The 17733-nt window shown below is 64.9% G+C and carries 16 protein-coding genes; all 16 read left to right on the top strand.

The annotated features are described in order from the left end of the window. Positions 1 to 26: 26 nt before the first annotated feature. The gene (locus tag Q0C12_RS02885; RefSeq protein WP_290885950.1) at positions 27 to 2315 is read left to right on the top strand and encodes a polysaccharide biosynthesis tyrosine autokinase; all 2289 of its coding nucleotides are present in this window, start codon (positions 27 to 29) and stop codon (positions 2313 to 2315) included. Then, complete coding sequence (locus tag Q0C12_RS02880) at positions 2315 to 3787, top strand: DnaJ domain-containing protein (protein ID WP_290885947.1); 1473 nt, start codon at positions 2315 to 2317, stop codon at positions 3785 to 3787. The genes Q0C12_RS02885 and Q0C12_RS02880 overlap by 1 nt, the downstream gene beginning before the upstream one ends. Then, positions 3780 to 5033 carry a hypothetical protein gene (locus tag Q0C12_RS02875; RefSeq protein ID WP_290885945.1) on the top strand — a complete coding sequence of 418 codons (1254 nt, stop codon included), beginning with the start codon at positions 3780 to 3782 and terminating at the stop codon, positions 5031 to 5033. Before Q0C12_RS02880 ends, Q0C12_RS02875 begins: the two co-directional genes overlap by 8 nt. A 121-nt stretch (positions 5034 to 5154) precedes the next feature. After that, complete coding sequence (locus Q0C12_RS02870; protein WP_290885942.1) at positions 5155 to 5604, top strand: hypothetical protein; 450 nt, start codon at positions 5155 to 5157, stop codon at positions 5602 to 5604. 187 nt (positions 5605 to 5791) lie between these two features. Further along, on the top strand, positions 5792 to 6229 hold the full coding sequence (locus Q0C12_RS02865) for a hypothetical protein (protein WP_290885939.1): 438 nt from the start codon (positions 5792 to 5794) through the stop codon (positions 6227 to 6229). 166 nt (positions 6230 to 6395) lie between these two features. After that, complete coding sequence (locus Q0C12_RS02860) at positions 6396 to 7766, top strand: O-antigen ligase family protein (protein WP_290885936.1); 1371 nt, start codon at positions 6396 to 6398, stop codon at positions 7764 to 7766. A gap of 21 nt (positions 7767 to 7787) precedes the next feature. Continuing rightward, on the top strand, positions 7788 to 8132 hold the full coding sequence (locus Q0C12_RS02855) for a MarR family EPS-associated transcriptional regulator (RefSeq protein ID WP_290885932.1): 345 nt from the start codon (positions 7788 to 7790) through the stop codon (positions 8130 to 8132). A 1-nt stretch (position 8133) separates the two neighbouring features. Continuing rightward, complete coding sequence (locus Q0C12_RS02850; RefSeq protein ID WP_290885929.1) at positions 8134 to 8649, top strand: transcription termination/antitermination NusG family protein; 516 nt, start codon at positions 8134 to 8136, stop codon at positions 8647 to 8649. Between the two features lie 88 nt (positions 8650 to 8737). Then, positions 8738 to 10015, top strand: coding sequence for a Vi polysaccharide biosynthesis UDP-N-acetylglucosamine C-6 dehydrogenase TviB (gene tviB / locus Q0C12_RS02845; RefSeq protein WP_290885926.1), 1278 nt, complete (start codon positions 8738 to 8740; stop codon positions 10013 to 10015). Between the two features lie 15 nt (positions 10016 to 10030). Next, positions 10031 to 11056 (top strand): NAD-dependent epimerase, encoded by a 1026-nt coding sequence (locus Q0C12_RS02840; RefSeq protein ID WP_290885923.1) that lies wholly within the window; start codon positions 10031 to 10033, stop codon positions 11054 to 11056. A 914-nt stretch (positions 11057 to 11970) separates the two neighbouring features. After that, the gene (locus tag Q0C12_RS02835) at positions 11971 to 13485 is read left to right on the top strand and encodes an O-antigen translocase (protein WP_290885920.1); all 1515 of its coding nucleotides are present in this window, start codon (positions 11971 to 11973) and stop codon (positions 13483 to 13485) included. A gap of 118 nt (positions 13486 to 13603) precedes the next feature. Continuing rightward, positions 13604 to 14578 carry a glycosyltransferase family 2 protein gene (locus Q0C12_RS02830; protein WP_290885917.1) on the top strand — a complete coding sequence of 325 codons (975 nt, stop codon included), beginning with the start codon at positions 13604 to 13606 and terminating at the stop codon, positions 14576 to 14578. 209 nt (positions 14579 to 14787) lie between these two features. Next, positions 14788 to 15150, top strand: coding sequence for an acyltransferase (locus Q0C12_RS02825; RefSeq protein ID WP_290885914.1), 363 nt, complete (start codon positions 14788 to 14790; stop codon positions 15148 to 15150). Between the two features lie 4 nt (positions 15151 to 15154). Next, the gene (locus tag Q0C12_RS02820) at positions 15155 to 16240 is read left to right on the top strand and encodes a glycosyltransferase family 4 protein (RefSeq protein WP_290885911.1); all 1086 of its coding nucleotides are present in this window, start codon (positions 15155 to 15157) and stop codon (positions 16238 to 16240) included. Between the two features lie 31 nt (positions 16241 to 16271). After that, the gene (locus Q0C12_RS02815) at positions 16272 to 17075 is read left to right on the top strand and encodes an FkbM family methyltransferase (protein ID WP_290885908.1); all 804 of its coding nucleotides are present in this window, start codon (positions 16272 to 16274) and stop codon (positions 17073 to 17075) included. Then, positions 17072 to 17733 (top strand): glycosyltransferase (locus Q0C12_RS02810; RefSeq protein ID WP_290885905.1); only part of this gene is annotated, 662 nt, incomplete at its 3' end. The genes Q0C12_RS02815 and Q0C12_RS02810, both read left to right, overlap by 4 nt.

The raw sequence follows: 17733 nt of genomic DNA, 5'->3' as shown, positions 1-17733 counted from the left end.
CGGCGAATCCGAAAGGAAAGCACCAGATGGCGAACGAGATGGAACCCGGCCAGCCCGGCGGTGCGAAGCTGCCGGCCACCCAGGACGAAGATCGACGGCAGGCGCTGGCCGCCGCGCGCAGCCAGGCCCTGAGCCTGGACCTGCGCGCGCAGGACAACGCCGCCGAAAGCGACGAGATCGACCTGCTCAGTTACTGGCGCATCCTGGTCAAGCGCCGCTGGACGGTGCTGGGCGCGCTGGGCATCGTGCTGGTGGCGACGCTGGTGGGCACGCTGCTGATGACGCCGATTTACCGTGCCACCACCTCGCTGCAGATCGAGCGCGACACCATCAAGGTGGTGGACGTGGAGGGCGTGACCCCGGTGGAGGGCGGCGCCGGCGCCGACTTCTACCAGACCCAGTACGAGTTGCTGAAGAGCCGGGCCCTGGCCCAGCGCGTGGCGTCGCAGCTGGCGCTGGCCGAAGGCGAGACGCTGGAACGGCTGTCGCCGCCGTCGCCGTGGACGGCACTGCGCGGGCTGTTCTCCGGCGGTGGCGATGAAGCCGACGAGCAGACCGAGGCCGAGCTGGCCTCGCGTGATACCGCCGCCACCAATTTCATCATGCGCGGCCTGACCATCGAGCCGGTGCGCAACTCGCGCCTGGTGCGCGTGCACTTCGACAGCCCGGACGCCGCGTTCTCGCAGCGCGCTGCGAATTCCCTGGCCGAGGCCTTCATCGCCTCCAACCTCGAGCGTCGCTTCGACTCCTCGGCCTACGCCAAGACCTACCTGGAGGACCGCCTGCAGGAGCTGCGGCTCAAGCTCGAGGACTCCGAGCGCGAGCTGGTGGCGTTCGCGCAGAAGGAACAGATCGTCGGCAGCGGCGACAGCAACGGCAACCTGAGCGAACAGGACCTGGGCTCGCTGAACGCGGCGCTGTCGCAGGCGCGCCAGGACCGCATCAAGGCCGAGGCGCGCTGGCGCCAGGCCCAGGCCTCGCGCGGCACCGTGCTGCTGGGTGAGATCGGCGAGGCGTCGATCATCAAGAGCCTGCAGGAAACCCGCGGCAAGCTGATGGCCGACTACCAGGACAAGCTGCGGCTGTACAAGCCGGGCTTCCCGCTGATGCAGCAGCTCAAGGGCCAGATCGACGAGGTCGAGCGCCAGATCGCGGCCGAGGTAGGCAACATCAAGGCCGCCATCCAGGCCGAGTTCCTGGCCGCGCAGGAGCAGGAGCGCCTGCTCAGCGAGCAGATGAGCCTGGTGAAGACCGACGTGCTGGACCTGCAGAGCCGCTCGATCCAGTACAACATCCTCAAGCGCGAAGTCGACACCAACCGCGAGCTCTACGACGGCCTGCTGCAGCGCTACAAGGAAATCGGCGTGGCCGCCGGCGTCAGCAACAACAACATCAGCGTCGTCGACCTGGCCCAGAATGGCTACAAGTTCAAGCCCAGCCTCACCCGCAACCTCGCGCTGGGCCTGCTGGCCGGCCTGATGCTGGGCGTGCTGCTGGCGCTGGCCTTCGAGTACCTGGACGACACGCTGAAGGCGCCGGAAGACGTCGAGAAGCAGCTGGGCCTGTCGGTGCTGGGCGTGATCCCGCTGCTGAAGCTGCCGATGACCCCGGCCAAGGCGCTGGAAGACCCGCGCTCGGCCTTCGCCGAGAGCTACCGCTCGGTGCGCACCGCGCTGCAGTTCGCCACCGACACCGGCGTTCCGCGCAGCCTGCTGATCACCAGCTCCACGCCGTCGGAAGGCAAGTCCACCACGGCGCTGACCCTGGCCCGCAACTTCGCCCAGCTGGGCAAGCGCGTGCTGATCATCGATGCCGACCTGCGCAATCCCTCGCTGCACCGCACGCTGGGCGTGGACAACAGCGCGGGCCTGAGCAACTACCTGGCCGGCGCGGTGAAGGCGACCGAGGTGATCCACGCCACCGACACCCCGGGCCTGATGTACATGAGCACCGGCCCGCTGCCGCCGAACCCGGCCGAGCTGCTGATGGGCCCGAAGATGCTGAGCCTGATCAGCATCGCGCGCGAGAAGTTCGACCAGCTGATCATCGACGGCCCGCCGGTGATGGGCCTGGCCGACGCGCCCATCCTGGGCAACCTGGCCAACGGCACGCTGCTGGTGGTGGAAGCCGGCGAGACCCGCATCACCGTGGCCCGCAATGCGCTCAAGCGCCTGCTGGCGGCGCGCGCGCACGTGGTGGGTGGCCTGCTCACCAAGTTCAGCAGCAAGCACGCGGGCTACGGCTACGGGTATGGCGCCTACAACTACTACTCGTACGGCGGGCAGGACGAACAGAAGAAGCTGGGCCGCCGCTGATGCCGGGCGCCGGGCTCGCACTGGAGCAGGCGCTGGCTTACTACCGTGCGCCGGCGCTGCTGGCGATGGCGGCGCAGCGACCGCTGCCCGAGGACGTGATCGTGCTGCTGCGGTTGGCCGCGGGTGACCGCGGGCAGGCGGCGCAGTCGGCGGAGGCGAGTGGTGAATCGCCGGAGCGCGTGGCCGAGGCCGCGGTGTTCTTCGTGCAGCAGGTGATGTTCGGCGCGGGCGACGACCCGTACCGCGTGCTGGGCGTGAACCCCGACGCACCGCCCGCGCGCATCCGCGAACACTACCGCTGGCTGGTGCGCTGGCTGCACCCCGACCGCAACGCCGACGACTGGGACAACGTGTACGCCGACCGCGTCACCCGCGCCTGGCAGCAGCTGCGCCGCAGCGGCGCGCTGGCGGGCGAGGGCGATGCCGACGTTGAGCCGATCGAGCGCCGCGCCGCCCCGCGCGACGACGCGCCGGCCGCCAAGCCCTCGGTGCTGGCCGCCACCCGCCTCGCACACATCTCGCGCGAACAACCCGCCGCGCCGATCATCTCGGCCCGCACCGCGCGCCAGCTGCCTGCGTTCGTGCTGGGCGGCCTCGGCCTCGCCGCCGTCAGCCTGGTGGCCCTGCTCTGGTACGCCCAACAAAAACCCCCACGCCCCAGCCTGGTCGCCGCGCTCCCTGTAGGAGGGACTTCAGTCCCGAACGCTCCCGACGAATCCGCCCCGACCACCCCAAGCCCGCCACCCGCGCCACTGACCGCGCAAGTAGCCGAACCGCTACCCGATAACGCGGTGCCGATGGCGACGGCTGCGTCTGTGCCGGAATCGAAAAGCATCGGGACTGAAGTCCCTCCCACAGGGGCTTCGGCGGGTGCGGCCATTGGCCAGCCAGTGGTCGCCACTACATCGCCCGTGCCGCCGCCCGCGCCTGTGGCCGCCGCCCCTGTGGGAGGGACTTCAGTCCCGAAGCCCGCGCCCCAGCCGACCCCGCCACAATCGCCACGCCGCGAGCGTCCCGCCGCGATCGCCGCCGCGCCGACGCCGATGCTTGTCGCGCCTGTCGCGGCCGCGCCGGAGAGCTTCGGGACTGAAGTCCCTCCTACAGGGGGGGCGGCGGCTATTGAGGAGAGCGCGGCGCATGCGGTGCTGGACGACTTCACCCGGGCGTACGCGGCGGGCGACATCAACGCCCTGATGCGGCTGTTCACCCGGGACGCCATCAACAACCGCGGCGGCCGCGAGGCCATCGCGTTCGATTACCAGACGCTGTTCGAGGACACCCGCGAACGCCGGCTCGCGCTGATCCCCAACGGCTGGATCGCGCGCGACGACGGCGCCGTGGTGCTGGCCGCCTACGAAGCCTGGGTCAAGGAAGGCCGCCTGCGCCCGGGCACCACCACCCGCGGCGACATCCGTTTCACCCTGCGCCGCGAAGACGGCCGACTCAAGATCAGCCAGGTGATCCATGACTGACCCCGTGCTGCGCCAACGCGTGCGCCGACTGCTGCTGGCGCTGGCCACCGGCGTGCTCATCGTGCTCGGCGCCCGCGCACTGACCAACAGCGTGGCCGACCACTACGCCATCTCCGATCCGGCGCGCGCCTTGGGCTGGCGCAGCGACCACCCCGAAGCGCTGTACCGCCAGGCCCTGCGCCTGGCCGACGATCCGGCCCAGGCCGAAGCCGCCGCCGACCACGCCCGCCGCGCCCTGCGCGCCAACCCGCTCGACGGCCGCAGCTACCGCGTGCTGGGTACGCTGGCCGACGCCGCGGGCAATCGCGACGAGGCCGCGAAGCTCTTCCGCATCGCCGCCGAACGCACCCCGCGCGACCAGCTCAGCCAGGCCTGGCTGCTCGACCACCACCTGGCCCAAGGCGACCTGGCCGCCGCCATGCAGAACGTGGACCTGCTGCTGCGGGTGAACCCGAGCCTGTTGCCGGGCCTGGAGCCGATGCTGCTTTCGCTGGCCGCGGATCCGGCCGCGCAAGAACCCCTGGCCGCGCGCCTGGGCACCGCGCCGCCCTGGCGCGCGGGCCTGCTGCAGCAGGTGGCCAGCAAGGCGCCCGACGCCCAGGCGGTGGCCCCGCTGTTCGAACGCCTGCGCCAGGCGCCGGGCGGGCTGGCCCCGGGCGAGCTGGCCGCGTGGCTCGACCGCCTTGGCCGCGAGGGCCAGTGGGGCCAGGCCTACCTGGTGTGGGTGAGCCAGCTGCCGCCCGGGCGCCTGGCCGGGCTGGGCAATGTCTTCAACGGCGGCTTCGAATGGGAGCCGGGGCAGGGCGGGTTCGACTGGCGCTTCGGCCGCGTGGCCGGTGCGCGCATCGACCGCTTGCCGGTGGAGGGCGCCGTGGACCGGCTGGCCCTGCGGGTCGCGTTCGAGGACCGCCGCGTGCCGTTCGCCCACGTGCGCCAGCTGCTGGCCCTGGGCCCGGGGCGCTACACGCTGTCGGGGCGGGCCCGGCCCGACAACCTGCGTACCGACCGGGGCCTGGTGTGGACCGTGACCTGTGCCAGCGGCGGCCAGCCTCTGGGCGAAACCGCGCCGCTGCGGGGCAGCGGGCCGTGGCGCGATTTCGAGGCGGACTTCGAAGTGCCGGCCGAAGGCTGCGGCGGCCAGTGGCTGGTGCTGCGCCTGCCGGCCCGGATCCCCGCCGAGCAGCGCATCGGCGGGCGGGTCTGGTTCGATGCGCTGAAGATTGCTCGGGTCCGCGCAAATAATTGATTTGAAACTATTACCCGGTGGGTTTTGATTCAGCCCCATGGGTTGTCACCTCGGGCTCCGAGGTCTAACCTAGGTTCCGAACCTGCGCCGCAAGCGCCCATCCCCCCAAGGGAGCGTCACCATGATCCGCACCGCCGCCATCCTCGCCGCCCTGCTCGCCGCTCCCGCCTTCGCCGCGGACAGCGTCGCCACCCTCAGCGCGCAGCAGGGCACCGTGCTGGTCAACCAGGGCGACGAGTTCGTCACCGCCACCGAGTCGCAGGCCCTGCTGGCCGGCGACCGGGTGATGGTCATGGAAGGCGGCAGCGCCCAGATCACCTTCACCGACGGCTGCGTGCTGCCGCTCACCTCGGGTTCGCTGGTGGACGTGCCGGAAGTCTCGACCTGCGCCGGCGCCGTGGCCAACGTCCAGAACATCGGCCCGAGCTATGCCCAGGCCGTGGGCAGCCCGCAGTACGACCGCAACCGCTCTGCGCGCTATGTGTTCGGTGCCTGGGGCATCGTGATCGCCGCCATGTTGCTGGACGGCGAAACCAAGTTCACCTTCGGCGAGCCCGCCGCCAGCCCGTAAGGCGCTGCCAATGCGTTTTCGGAAAGGCCGCCCCAGGGCGGCCTTTTTGTTTCCCGCGCGCCGTGCCTCGAGGGGCTGAATCTTTCTCGAACACGGGCAGGCCGACATGGCTATCCTCACGCACAGCGACAACCCCGCGTTCGTTTCCGCTGGAACTGCCGCCCCGCCAGCCCAGGAAGCCCCCAGCATGATCCGCACCGTGTCAGTCCTCTGCGCCCTGTCGGCCGCCCCCGCGTTCGCTGCGGACGCCACCGCCACCCTCAGTGCACAGGAAGGCACCGTCCTGGTGAACCAGGGCGACGACTTCACCACGGCCAACGAGGCCCAGGCCCTGTCGGCCGGCGACCGCGTGCTGGTGATGGAAGGCGGTCGCGCCGAACTCACCTTCGCCGATGGCTGCGTGCTGCCGCTGGCCGCGGGCTCGCTGCTGGACGTGCCGGCCGTTTCCCCCTGCGCTGGCGGCGTGGCCGGCGTGCAGCGCGTTGGCCCCAGCTTCGCCGAGGCCGGGGAAGGCGAAGAGAAAGCGCGCAAGGGCGCCAACGGCTACGTGATCGGCGCCATGGCCGTGGTGGGCGCAGCGCTGCTGCTCGGCGGCGGCGGCGGCGACAGGCCCGCCAGCCCATAACGCACCGCGAAATCCTTTCCCGAAGGCCGCCCCCAGGCGGCCCTTTTTTCTGGCAGGGCAACCGGTTCCCTGCGCGCGGAAAGGCTTGATTCGAAGCATAGTTCGCTATGATCAAGCGGCCATGGCGGCCGGCAGCACGCCCGCTGCAGGAGTTGGAAAACGCACGATGCCCCACGCTGGCCAGCCCCCGCTGATCACCCGACTGCAGTGGCCACTGGCCGCCGGGCTGTTGGGGCTGTGCCTGGTGCTGGGCGGCGGGCAGGGCACGATGGGCGATGGCGTGTGCCAGGCCTTGGCCGCGCTGCTGATCATCCTGACGCTTTGGCGCAGCGAAACCGACGCGCAAGCCTCGCTGCCGCGCGCGGCCTGGCTGGCGCTGCTGCCGCTGGCGGTGCCGCTGCTGCAGCTGCTTCCGGTCCCCGAGTCGCTGTGGCTGATGCCGACCGCGCGCCAACAGATTGACGCGCAGCTGGCCATGGCCGGCCTCGAGCCCGCCGCGCGCTGGACGCTGGCGCCTTACGGCACGGAGACGGCGCTGATCTGGCTGCTGCCCGCGGTGGCGCTGTTCCTGGCCACGCTGCAGTTCGACGCCAGGCAGCGGCTGAAGCTGGCCGCGATCTTCGTGGCGGTGACGCTGGTGGCGATCGTGCTGGGCGTGGCGCAGTTGGCCGCCGGCCCCGACAGCGCGCTGTACTTCTACGCGCGCACCAACCCAGGCAGCGCCGTCGGTTTCTTCGCCAACCGCAACCACTTCGCCAGCCAGCTGGTGCTGGCCTTGCCCTTCGTGCTGATCGGCACGGCCGCGTGGTGGAACGCGCAACGCGAGGCCGAGCGCCCCGCTGTGTTGTGGGCGGTGGCGGGCATGGGCCTGGCCGTGCTGGAGATCCTGGCGCTGGCGCTGGTGGGTTCGCGCGCGGGCCTGGCGCTGGGCATGCTGGCCATTGCCCTGAGCTTGCCTGCGGTGCTGGCGATGCGCCGGCAGCGCGGCACCAAGCGGCTATTGGCGGTGGCGGTGGGCGTGGGCCTGCTGCTGAGCGTGCAGTTCGCGCTGTTCGGCATCCTGCAGCGGTTCGAGAAGGACCCGATGGAGGATGCGCGCTTCCAGTACACCCAACTCAGCCTGCAGGCGGCGCAGGACCACGCGCCGCTGGGCACGGGGCTGGGCGGGTTCCGCCGCGCCTTCGAGGCCTACGACCGCGACTCGCCGCAGACCGTTTACATCAACCACGCCCACAACGACTACGCCGAGCTCTGGCTGGACGGCCAGTGGCTGGCGGCGCTGGCCGGCCTGGCGCTGCTGGCGGCGGGGGGGGTGGCGGGCTGGCGTGCCTGGCGACGCCGCGACGCGGGCACGCAGGACCGCGCACTGGCCCGCGCCGCCCTGATTGGGCTGGCGATGCTGGCCCTGCATTCGCTGGGCGACTACCCGCTGCGCACCATCGCCCTGCTGGCCACGGCCGGCCTGCTGGCGGCGCTGCTGTCGAATCCGTCCCGGAACGAGAGAAATTCGTTTGTCCCGGCCCCCGCGAAGGGCTAGGCTGGCGCCTGTGTTCAATCCGTGAACAACCCGCCCATGCCGCCCGTGGCCGACGAGCTGAGCATCACCATCCTGCGCCGCCTGGCCGACTCGCCCGACGTGAACCAGCGCGAGCTGGCCGAGCACGCCGGCGTGTCGCTGGGGCGCCTGAACTATGCGCTGCGCGCGCTGGTGGACAAGGGCTGGGTGAAGGTGGGCAACTTCAGCCGCAACCCGCACAAGCTGGGCTACGCCTACCTGCTGACGCCGCGCGGCATCTCGGCCAAGACCCGACTGACCAAGGCGTTCCTGGCCCGCAAGATGAGCGAGTACGACGCCCTGCGCGAGCAGATCGAACACCTGCGGCGCGAAGTGGAGGGCGGCTGAGATGCAGCGCTGGTACTGCGTGCACACCCGCCCGCGTGCCGAGGCCCAGGCGCTGGAGCACCTGCAGCGCCAGGGCTTTCAGTGCCTGCTGCTGCGGTTGCAGCGCAGCGTGATCCGCAGCGGCCGCCGGCGAATGACGGTCGAGGCGCTGTTCCCGCGCTACCTGTTCCTGCGCGCCGATGCCGCCGCCACCAGCCTGGCGCCGGTGCGTTCGACCCGCGGCGCCATCGGCCTGGTGCGCACCGCCGGCCTGCCGGCCACCGTTCCGGACGAACTCATTGAACGCCTGCGCGCCGACGCCAACGCCGATGGCCTGGTCACGATGCCCGAGCGCCGGCTGCTGCCGGGCGAGCGCGTGGTCATCGCCGAAGGCCCGCTGGCGGGGCTGCAGGGCCTCTACACCCAGGCGCAAAGCGAACAGCGGGCGCTGGTGTTGCTGGAGATCCTGGGCAGCGCGCAGAGCGTGACGCTGCCTGTTTACCTGCTTGAACCTGCACGGGCGCCGCGAGCCGCCTGAGCAAGGCCACAACCTGGCAATGCACCGGCCCGACGAACGCGCCAATGCAATCGTAGGGCGGTAGCTTGCCGGAAACCGAGAGAGACGGATGAAGCGACTGGAAGATTCCCGCATTGCCATCATCGGCCTCGGCTACGTGGGCCTGCCGCTGGCGGTGGAGTTCGGCAAGCAGTTCGACACCACCGGCTACGACATCCGCGGCGCGCGCGTGGCCGAACTGCGCGGTGGCAGTGACAGCACTCTCGAGTGCAGCCCTGAAGAGCTCGCCTCCAGCCCCAGGCTGCGTTTCACCGACCAGTTGGCCGACATCGCTGGGTGCAACGTCTACATCGTCACCGTGCCGACGCCGATTGATTCGGCCAAGCGGCCCGACCTGACGCCGCTGGTCAAGGCCAGCGAAGCCGTCGGCAGCGTGCTGAAGCAGGGTGACGTGGTGGTGTACGAAAGCACCGTGTACCCCGGCTGCACCGAAGAAGACTGCGTGCCGATCCTGGAGCGCGTGAGCGGCCTGAAGTTCAACCAGCACTTCCACTGCGGCTACAGCCCCGAGCGCATCAACCCCGGCGACAAGGCCCACCGCCTGCCCAGCATCAAGAAGGTGACCAGCGGCAGCACGCCGGAAACCGCGGACTACGTGGACGCCCTGTACGGCCGCATCATCGCCGCCGGCACCCACAAGGCGCCCAGCATCAAGGTGGCCGAAGCCGCCAAGGTGATTGAAAACACCCAGCGCGACCTGAACATCGCCCTGGTGAACGACCTGGCCATCCTGTTCAACAAGCTGGGCATCGACACCCTGGACGTGCTGGAGGCCGCCGGCACCAAGTGGAACTTCCTGCCGTTCCGTCCCGGCCTGGTGGGCGGGCACTGCATTGGCGTGGACCCGTACTACCTCACGCACAAGGCGCAGCAGGTGGGGCACCACCCGCAGGTGATCCTGGCGGGGCGCCGCACCAACGACGGCATGGGGCCCTACGTGGCCGACCAGGTGATCAAGCTGATGGTGCGCAAGGGCATCAACCCGGTGGGCGCGAAGGTGCTGGTGCTGGGTTTGGCGTTCAAGGAAAACTGCCCCGACCTGCGCAACACCAAGGTGGTGGACATCATCGACACCCTGCGCGGCTACAACGTGCAGGTGGACGTGCATGACCCGTGGGTGGACGCGGCGGAAGCCAAACACGAGTATGGCCTTGAACCGGTGTCAGCCCCCGCGAAAGCGGCCTACGACGCCGTCATCCTTGCCGTGGCCCACGAACAATTCCGGACGCTGGGCGCCGAGGGCATCCGAAGCTTCGCCAAAGCCCAGTCGGTGGTTTACGACGTAAAGCATGTGCTTCCCCCCGCCGGCGCCGACGCCCGCCTTTAACGCTCGGAACAAACAATGAAAGTCCTGGTCACCGGCACCGCCGGCTTCATCGGCTCCCACCTCGCCATCCGCCTGCTTGAGCGCGGCGACGAAGTGGTGGGTTTCGACAACATGAGCGACTACTACGACGTGAACCTGAAAAAGGCGCGCCTCGCCCGCTTCATGGATCACCCGAACTACACCCACATCGAAGCCGACCTCGCCGATCGCGAAGCCGTGGAGGCGGCGTTCGCCACCCACAAGCCGCAGCGCGTGGTGAACCTCGCTGCCCAGGCCGGCGTGCGCTATGCCGCGCAGAACCCGCATGTGTACGTCAGCAGCAACGTCACCGGCTTCCTTCATATTCTGGAGGGCTGCCGCCACCACGGCGTGGAGCACCTGGTGTTCGCCTCGACCAGCTCGGTGTACGGCGCCAACCTCAAGATGCCCTTCAGCGAACACCAGCCCACCGAGCACCCGCTGACGCTGTACGCGGCCACCAAGAAAGCCAACGAGATGATGGCCCACAGCTATGCGCACCTCTATGGCATTCCCTGCACGGGGCTTCGCTTCTTCACGGTCTATGGGCCATGGGGTCGTCCGGACATGGCGCTGTTCCTGTTCACCAAGGCGATCCTGGCCGGCGAGCCGATCAAGGTGTTCAACCATGGCAAGCACAAGCGCAGCTTCACTTACGTGGACGACATCGTGGAAGGCGTGATCCGGACGCTGGACCAGCCGGCGACGCCGAATGCCGAGTGGAATGGCATGGCGCCGGATTCGGCCACCAGCGGTGCGCCGTATCGCATCTTCAATATCGGCAATGAACAGCCGGTGGAGTTGCTGCGCTATATCGAGGTGCTGGAGCAGTGCCTGGGAAAGAAGGCGAAGATGGAGATGCTGCCGCTGCAGGCGGGGGATGTGCCGGATACTGAGGCGGATGTTTCGGAGTTGATTGAGGCGGTGGGGTATCGGCCGGCAGTGTTGGTGGAAGATGGCGTTGCGAACTTTGTGGATTGGTACGACGCATACTTCAGTTCGCTGGGTGGCAATTCTGAATAGAGTTTTGCCGTAGGGCGGGTAGCCTTTATAGAAATCGACGGGGAAAGGCCGTTGTTCTCTTCCTTGTGTCGCAGATAACGAAATTCGGTGGGTATGTATACCCGGAATCCAATTGATCACGTGAGGGCGGCATGAATCGATGAAAAGTTGGCTAAATATGGTCGCGCCAAAGGGCTCCCTCATTCGGGAGTTCTTAAGCTTTGCGCGCATATCTCCATTCCAGCCTTTTGTTTGTTTCTACCGTTCCATCTTCGCTTCACGTGCACTAAGTGGCAGTTGTTTTCCGATTGTGTGCGTAATCTATCCCTACGGAAGACTTTCGATTACAAAGGCTCGTACGGCGCAAGTAAGGATGGACGGTAAGCTAAGATGCATACCTTACTTGGGTGCGAAAGGAACCTCGAACGTAATTCTAGGCGGGGGTAGCACTTTCGTTTTGTCGGGCGACTTCTATGTCGGACAAGGCGTGATTCTGAAGGTTTCGGATGGAGGCAAGCTTGTGATAGGTGGGCGCCATCTCTCGACCGGGTCTGGAATAAGTGCTGAAACGAAAATTCTTGTTGAAACGAGTCTAGAAATTGGTTGCGACTCGATTATCTCGTGGAATTGCGTTATCACTGATTCGAACTGGCACGACATCCAGGGCGTCGAACGGTCGCGCCATGTTTCGCTCGGCGAGAACGTGTGGATTAGCCATTCTGTGTCAGTCCTTAAGGGAGCTGAAATACCCGCGGGATGTATTGTCGCCGCACATGCTGTGGTGACTCGTTCCAACTATCAGGCCAGCTCCCTGATAGCGGGGAATCCAGCTGTGGTTAAGCGAGAGAACGTCTCGTGGAGGCGTTAGACGAATGCTTCCAAAGTCGCGCTGAAATCCGAACTGGCCGCCTTGAAACTGCGGGTCTGACCATTTCATGAGCGATGTCAGTTCATACCGTCAGATCCTCCGCTCCTCCTCAATTACTGGTGGCGCGGCCTTTATTAACGTCCTTGTCAGCCTCTTGCGGACCAAGGCTGCTGCTGTGCTTTTGGGTCCCGCAGGTGTAGGCCTTCTTGGATTGTTCCAGAACGTCATGGAAAGCGCGGCGATTGTCTCAGCGTTGGGGCTCGGCAATGCCGGCGCAAGACAGATCGCAGAGGCGGAAGGACGGGGTGACGCGACCGGCGTGGCGGCGGCACGCCGTGCACTTGCTATAGGTACAACTGTGCTGGCGGTCGTCGGCGCGGCTTTGGTTTGGCTTTTGAGGGATCCTATTGCGGAGCGTGTTCTTGGTGATTCGGATCGCTCTCGCGAAATTGGCTGGCTAGCAGTCGGAGTGGGCCTCCTGGTTGCTTCTGCGTCGCAAGGCGGTCTGCTCATTGGGCTCCGTCGCGTAGGCGATCTCGCGAGGTTAAGTGTCTGGTCTTCAATTCTAGGCACAATCTTCGGGGTGGCCAGTCTTTGGGTGTTGGGAGAGAAGGGCCTCCTCATATTCTTGCTCGCGATGCCGCTCAGCACATATCTGGTAGGGCAGATTTTGGTGCGAAGGCTGCCGGTTAAGAAGGCAAATGAACCATCGCTGGCGATCCTAGTAGTTAACTGGCAGGCTCTTCTTCGTCTCGGGCTCGCATTTATGGTGGTCGGACTGGCGGTCACAATGGGCCAGCTTGCTGTTCGATCCATGGTGCAGAATCAGTTGGGGTTGGATGCGTTAGGCTACTTTCAAGCAGCATGGGCGGTATCCATGACCTACGTCGGGTTCGTCCTGGCTGCGATGAGCTCGGATTACTTTCCGCGCCTTACCGCAACCATTCGAGATCACGTCGCAGCAAACCGGCTTGTAAATCAGCAGACTGAGGTGGCACTGCTCATTGCGGGCCCCATATTCTTGACCATGCTGGTATTTACGCCGCACGTGATTGCAATGCTTTACTCCAAAGCGTTCGACGATTCGGTGACCATTCTGCGTTGGCAGATTCTCGGCGATATTCTCAAGCTGGCGGGTTGGCCGATGGGATTCATTATTCTGGCAGCAGGCGATGGGCGCACGTTCGTTATGAGCGAGTCGCTTGGAATAAGTGTTTTCGTTTTACTTGTTTGGCTTGGTTTGCCGCAAATCGGCTTGCAGGCCACAGGCTTGGCTTTTATTGGCATGTACCTCGTTTATCTGCCTTTCGTCTATTGGCTTGCATGGCGCCGCACTAGATTCGTATGGTCATTGTCGGTTTGGGTGAAATTCGTTTGTTTGCTTCTAGCTGCGTTGCTGATTTGCATCTTGCAAAGGCACTCAGAAGTTGTGGCCGTGGCGTGTGGTACCGGGGCTGCATTATGTTTCGCCCTTTATAGTTTGGCTCGCCTTTCGCACATGTCTAATTTGGGCGGCATCATTGGAGAAATTGCGAAAGTATCCAGCGCTGCGATAGAAAGAATTAGTATCCTGAGGCGCTAGGGTAATGATTGTCGCCAAAACTATCCGGGAAAGCCTGGGCAATCTCTCTTAGCGCTCCAACTTAGGTTGATGGTCCTATTATGGTTCATTCATTGTTTTGCTTGATCTGGGGGCGGGCGTGAGAAGAGTTCTTGTTTCAGTTGTCACGCCGACTTGGAACAGGGCTGACCTTTTGGGTAGGGTTTGGGCGGGACTCAGAACGCAGTCGGACATCGCGATCGAGTGGCTGGTCGGCAACGATGCGTCGGTCGACGACACGAGCAGCATCGTGGCCGAACTTGCCGCAAAGTCGGATTTTCCCGTAACTCTGATTGAGGCTTCCGCGCGTGTTGGCAAGGCGTGTATGGACAATGAACTTGTGGCCGCCGCGAATGGCGAATTCATTATCTGGTGCGACTCGGACGACCATCTTCTTCCGGGTGCGCTTGCGCGCTTGGTCGAGGTTTGGAGTCAAATTCCCGACGGTCACAAGGACGGGTATCTTGGAGTCTGTGCCCGCGCCGAAACTGAAGATCGTGTGCTGGGTGCCGCGGTCGAGCGGGCGCAGGATGATTGGCAATGGAACAGCCTTTTCTCGGCGCTAGGCTCAGACTTGGTAATCTTCGCGCGTACCGAGTTGGTTAAGCGAGTGCGGTTCAAAGAGGTAGATTTTATGATTCCAGAGACGTCGGTTTGGAATGTGGTTGGAATAATGCGCGTGAAGTTCATCGACGCCCCGCTTAAGCGAGTCCACTACAACCAGCCCAACGCCTTATCGTTCACAGGGAAAATGCAGTACAACCGAGGGCGTGCCCACGCTTTGGGAGGGAACTACCAGTATGTGAAAGATCGACTTGGGATGCGCGGCGAGTTTGTGCGCGCGGTCAACTTCATTAGATACTGTGTCCACGGCGATGTGAGTTTTAGTGCTGCTAAGTCGATCTGGGTTGGAAGCTCGCGTTCAAAACTTATGTTGTTATTGGGCTCGCTGCCAGCGATAGGCCTGATCCTTCGAGACCAGTGGCGCGGAGTCGTTGAGAAAACGCATATCGAGTTTGAACGGAATCGCAAGTCGGCGCGACTGTCGAGAAAATACTGGTCGGGAGGCTGCTAGTGGGCCAGGTGATTCTGCTAGTGTCGTCTTGGCTTGGGCGGCAGGCGCGACGATGTTTTGTGCTCTGCAAGATATGCTCCCTGCGTTTTAAAGGTTGTGACGTAGATTGGTCTGCGGAGGTTCATCCTTCAGCTGTTGTTGAGCGAAGTGGCGGCGTCATATCTATTGGCCCAAGAACCCACTTGGATCGAGGTGCGATCGTTCGGGCGATGGGCGGCACGATTCGCATCGGTGCTGATTGCAGCGTCAACGCCTACAGCTTCCTGTCCGGCGCGGGCGGTCTTTCTATCGCTGATTCTGTGATGATTGCCAGCCACGTTTCCATCTACGCGTCCAATCACGTCTTCTCGGAAGCCACCAAGCCCATGCGTTTACAGGGATTGACCACGGTGGGTATTGCCCTCGAAGAGGATGTTTGGATTGGCACTGGCGTGAGGATCTTGGACGGTGTGAAGGTCGGGCGCGGTTGTGTTATCGCTGCTGGTGCGGTTGTCACCAAGTCCACCGCTCCGTACACGATCAACGGGGGCGTTCCCGCTCGGGTGATCGCCCAGCGGAATGGCCCGAATTGAGCCTGTGAAGAAGCTCGTCTTCGTGACCGATCGGATTGAGTCGAGTGCCTTTGGCGGACGCGAGCAACTTTCGCGCCTGCTTGCAAACGCACTTGCCGATATCTATGGCGGCCAAATGGAAACCGTATCGCTTTCCGAAGCAATGAATACTCCTCCCGTTCTTCTTCAGGATCTCCTCAAGGGGCATGTCAACGGCGCGAGTCGCGGCAACATCGCCTCAATCGTCGAACGTGTGAAGAACCTCCACGCTGGTGAGGTTTTTCTCAACGGATCGAACCTGGGTCGGGTGGCACAAGGTGTGCGTGAGGCCTGTCCATCTGTGCGGATCACGACCTTCTTCCACAATTGTGAGGCCCGCTTCTTCCTTGGAGCCGTTAGGCATCAGCCGTCGATTCGGGCGCTGGGCGTCCTGTTGGCGAACTACCGTGCCGAGCGGGCGGCCGTGCGATGCAGCCAGAATCTCATCTGCCTGAATGAGCGCGACAGCTCGCAGTTGGAGCGAACCTACGGTCGTCGCGGCACACATCTGCTCCCAATGGCACTTAAGGACCAGTTGCCCGACGAACTTCCCGCGCAACCTCCGGGGTGCGCCGAGCGATATGCGCTTTTCGTGGGCGGCACTTTCTATGCAAATCGACAGGGCATCGAGTGGTTCGTCGAGCAGGTTGCCGCTAGGTCGCCGCTCAAGACCTATGTTGTGGGGAAAGGCTTCGAGTCGTGGAAGGTGGAGCTCGAGCGCAACGGCAACGTTGAAGTGATCGGCGGTGTTGACAGTCTGGTGCCTTGGTACCTAGGCGCCCACGTGGTCATCGCCCCGATCTTCGATGGGTCTGGGATGAAGACCAAGGTCGCCGAAGCATTGATGTTCGGAAAGCGGGTGGTGGGAACGCCGGAAGCTTTCGTTGGCTATGAGGCGATCGTCGGGCGCGCCGGTGCAGTCTGCGAGTCACCGTCCGACTTCCTGGCGGCGCTTGAAACTGAAGCCAGCCGCCCTTTCACCGGCATAGATCCTGAGCTGAGGGCCTGTTACGAAGACCGTCACTCCTTCCAGACCGCGCGTGACCAGCTGGTCAGGATACTCGCGGCATGAACCACTCCGAAGAATCCAAGGAACAATCACCATGACGTTCGGCTTGAAGGCTGCCCTCAGGGAGGCACTGCCGAAATCGGCCCAGGTACCGATCAAGTTCTGGCTTGATCGCGTGCGCGGCTTCCTTGAGCCCGAGATGGCCCTGCTTCCGGTGCTGGTGTCGCCTGGCTGTCGGGTTGTAGATGTGGGTGGCAACCGAGGGGTTTATGCCTATCGTTTCTGGAAGCTCGGTGCACAGGTGGATGTGTTTGAGCCGAACCCGGTGTGCCTAGCCGTGCTGGGCGCGTGGTCGCGGGGTAAGCCGCGCATCACGCTTCATCCCTGCGGGCTCTCCGATGGCAATGGTTCGGCGGAACTTCATATTCCAATTGACGATGCCGGCGTCGAGCACGACGCTTCGGCGTCGCTGGAGCGTCACGAGTTTGGGCAGGAAAGGGCGCAGGCCGTTTCCATCGCCACGCTGGACAGCTTCGGGCTGAAGGAAGTTTCCTTCATCAAGATCGACGTCGAAGGCCATGAGTCTCGCGTCATCGAAGGGGCGCGAAAAACCTTGGCGTCCTGCCGTCCGGCGCTGCTGGTGGAAATCGAGCAGCGTCACTGCGCGGGGCCCATTGGCGACGTGTTCGACCGGATCCTGGCGCAAGGCTACGAAGGCTATTTCCTTGATGAAGGGCGGCTGCGCCCGTTCGCCTCGTTCGACGTGGACCAGCATCAGCCGGCCGGCCAGTTGGGTCAGAAGGATGGTTCGTACATCAACAATTTCCTGTTCCTGCACGGCAGCCGCCGCGCGGCGGGCGAGTACCCTGGGCTTGCAGCCTTCGGGTTGTCTCAATGAGGATATCGGTCATCACCCCGGTGTTTTCCATCGCCGGCGTGCCGCTGGCGCAGGTGCGGTTTGCCCGTGCGCTGGCCAGGCGCGGCCACCAGGTTGACCTGGTGATCGGCCGCATTGACCCGTCGCACCCGTTCCCCGAGGTGCCGGAAATCAACGTCATCGAACTCGGGAAGGCCCAGGTGCGCAGCATGCTGCAGCCTTTGCGGCGGTACCTGCAGACGGCCAGGCCTGACGTGGTGTTCTCTGCCGAGGACCACCTGAATGCGGTGGTGCTGCTGGCGGCCATCACCACGGGCTCGCGGGCGAAGATCAGTTGCTCGTCGCGCGTAACGCCCTTTGACACGTACTCCAACGCTTTCCTGTCCAAGCGCTGGGTGCTGAAGCAGTTCATGCGGGCGGTGATGTGGCGCGCCAACGCGCTCACCTGCGTCTCGAAAGACATGGTGCTGCAGTACCGAACCATTTTCCGCAAAAGCCCGCATGTGGCGGTTTACAACATCGTTGACGACAGGCGCTCGCGCGATCTGATGACGGAGCCGGTAGACCATCCCTGGCTGGCGAACCCGCAGGGCAACGTGCTGGTGGCCGCGGGCCGCCTGGCCCCCTGGAAAGGCTTTGCCGACCTCATTCGTGCGGTGAGGCTCCTGGTGGATGGGGG

Source organism: Arenimonas sp. (genome assembly GCF_022842045.1).
GTDB lineage: Bacteria > Pseudomonadota > Gammaproteobacteria > Xanthomonadales > Xanthomonadaceae > Arenimonas.
Note: the sequence above shows the minus strand (reverse complement) of the source record. Positions and strands in the feature narration are given on the sequence as shown.

Excerpts from the sequence above, each read along its gene's own strand:
- Q0C12_RS02815 (WP_290885908.1), top strand. The coding sequence starts at position 16,272 with ATGACGTTCGGCTTGAAGGCTGCCCTCAGGGAGGCACTGCCGAAATCG.
- tviB (WP_290885926.1), top strand. The coding sequence starts at position 8,738 with ATGAAGCGACTGGAAGATTCCCGCATTGCCATCATCGGCCTCGGCTAC.
- Q0C12_RS02840 (WP_290885923.1), top strand. The coding sequence starts at position 10,031 with ATGAAAGTCCTGGTCACCGGCACCGCCGGCTTCATCGGCTCCCACCTC.
- Q0C12_RS02825 (WP_290885914.1), top strand. The coding sequence starts at position 14,788 with ATGGGCGGCACGATTCGCATCGGTGCTGATTGCAGCGTCAACGCCTAC.
- Q0C12_RS02860 (WP_290885936.1), top strand. The coding sequence starts at position 6,396 with ATGCCCCACGCTGGCCAGCCCCCGCTGATCACCCGACTGCAGTGGCCA.
- Q0C12_RS02850 (WP_290885929.1), top strand. The coding sequence starts at position 8,134 with ATGCAGCGCTGGTACTGCGTGCACACCCGCCCGCGTGCCGAGGCCCAG.
- Q0C12_RS02875 (WP_290885945.1), top strand. The coding sequence starts at position 3,780 with ATGACTGACCCCGTGCTGCGCCAACGCGTGCGCCGACTGCTGCTGGCG.
- Q0C12_RS02880 (WP_290885947.1), top strand. The coding sequence starts at position 2,315 with ATGCCGGGCGCCGGGCTCGCACTGGAGCAGGCGCTGGCTTACTACCGT.
- Q0C12_RS02865 (WP_290885939.1), top strand. The coding sequence starts at position 5,792 with ATGATCCGCACCGTGTCAGTCCTCTGCGCCCTGTCGGCCGCCCCCGCG.
- Q0C12_RS02835 (WP_290885920.1), top strand. The coding sequence starts at position 11,971 with ATGAGCGATGTCAGTTCATACCGTCAGATCCTCCGCTCCTCCTCAATT.
- Q0C12_RS02870 (WP_290885942.1), top strand. The coding sequence starts at position 5,155 with ATGATCCGCACCGCCGCCATCCTCGCCGCCCTGCTCGCCGCTCCCGCC.
- Q0C12_RS02885 (WP_290885950.1), top strand. The coding sequence starts at position 27 with ATGGCGAACGAGATGGAACCCGGCCAGCCCGGCGGTGCGAAGCTGCCG.